The following is a 1792-nucleotide window of genomic DNA, read 5'->3' as shown; positions in this document are numbered from 1 at the left end:
CGGCCAGCGCTGGTCCAATGGCGGGCTCGACCGCCTCGTACGCTTACGCTCGGCCCTGAAAAGTCCACAAATGCACTTGCTTACCGACCTGTTTAAAAAATCAACCGCGTAGTTTTGAATTACACCCTATGATAAGTTGGAATGTTATTGACTGGTATGTTATTAATGTCATGATTGCTTACATGATACCAAAGACCAATGTAGTGAATAGGGTAAGTTTCACTCAGCATAGTCCATATGGTCTTGGGTAAGGCAGCCAAACCTAAGCCCTCTGCCAAGAGTGCAGCTTGAAAGCTAGTTTTAAAATCAAGTCTAAAGAGTGATTGAAATACAACTTCATATGACTCCACCACAAATCGATAGTCAGCGCCAATTGCTCGGCTGTCCGTAAGTAGTCCAATTCCCCCACGAGTCTTCAAAATATCATATCGACGATCATGACCTATTGGAGGATAGTCAGCTGCACTTATCGGGATGAAACCGAATGTCTCGTCGCTATTATTGTCTCTTGGATTCTCTGATCCAGCATAAGTCAACCCTAAAATATTGCCATGTAGTGTTTTCTTGTTCACACAAAATCCACACTCGATTTCAGGTCTCAAATTATTTACATCATCAAACCCATGCGCGCTGGGCACATAGTTCCAGAGCGTCTGGTTAGTCCATGGGCCAAACGCTCCATTCCCTACTGCTCCGTGGCCTGCTCTAGTAGTCGATACCCATTCATGCGGCATCACTCTTGGCCTACCATCCACCGTAACTTCTGGACCGCCAAGCTGGTAAGATAGCCAGTCAAGGGTTGACCCTTGCCATTGCCTGTGAGCTCCATTGCTATCAAATACAAAGGGGTTCATATAGCGTCCATGGACAAAAATCATCCGCTCTCCCTCTTGCGGTGGTTCTGCCCCGCTCGGGTCATTGAAGTTAGCCGGATCATTGAAGGCGAAGCCATACACACTCTCGTCGCTGTATTTGTCAGCCAGTGGGTCCACGCCCTGAAAGCGGCCGGTGGTCGGGTCATAGGCCCGGAAGTACGTACTGTAAATACCGGCTTCGCCCAGCAGCTCATCCTGCAGCTCGGAGCCCCCGTTGTAGAGCTCCTGGCTGGGCTGGGCGGCCGGCACGGTATTCACCGCCACGCCGCTCAACGCCAGGCCAAAGGGATAGTAGTGGTTCTCTTGCGACACCAGCACGGCCTCTTTGGGGTGGGTAATGGTCAGGTCGTCGAAATAGACCGGCTGGCTGCCCTCGTTAACGAGCTGAACCACTAAGGAGCCGGTGCGCGACCGGTCCGTACCCGTACCGGGGGCGGGCAGATCCACCGGGATGGTGGCCGTGACCAGGTTCCAACGGTAGTCGCCGGCCGCCGTCGGGGGCACGGGGGTGGTGCCGGAGGAAACCACCTGGTCCTGGTCGTTGTAGAGCGTCCAGGCAATGGCGGCATTCGCTACCCGGGGCACCAGCACCTGGGGAAATATTACTGTGGTTGGCCCCGGCCAGCAGTTGAATGACGGGGCTAGGCTGCAGAACGATAGGGCGGTTCTGTTGAGCTAAGGGCAGGGCAGCCGGTGCAAGGAAAGCATACACGAGTAACGTTTTTCACATGGAATAGAGGGCTAAGGGAGAGAGGATGAAGGCTGGAAATGGTTGAGATTAGGGAAACACTGTAGGCTTCCCCTCGAAGTAGGCCAGTGAAAAGTAGAGGAAAGGGGTATATTTTCTCACCCTTTCCCTACTGCCCCATGAAAAAGAGCCGCTTTAGTGAAGCGCAAATCATCGGCATCCTGCGCCA

General features: G+C 52.9%; 1 protein-coding gene. It reads right to left on the bottom strand.

All coding sequences use genetic code 11. The annotated features are described in order from the left end of the window. Positions 1-119: 119 nt before the first annotated feature. Positions 120-1466, bottom strand: coding sequence for an RHS repeat-associated core domain-containing protein (locus E5J99_RS20830; protein WP_167852278.1), 1347 nt, complete (start codon positions 1464-1466; stop codon positions 120-122). Between the last annotated feature and the right edge of the window lie 326 nt (positions 1467-1792).

Source organism: Hymenobacter elongatus (assembly GCF_004745955.1).
GTDB classification, from domain to species: domain Bacteria; phylum Bacteroidota; class Bacteroidia; order Cytophagales; family Hymenobacteraceae; genus Hymenobacter; species Hymenobacter elongatus.
The sequence above is the reverse complement of the archived record's forward strand: the minus strand, read 5'-3'. Positions and strand labels throughout refer to the sequence as shown.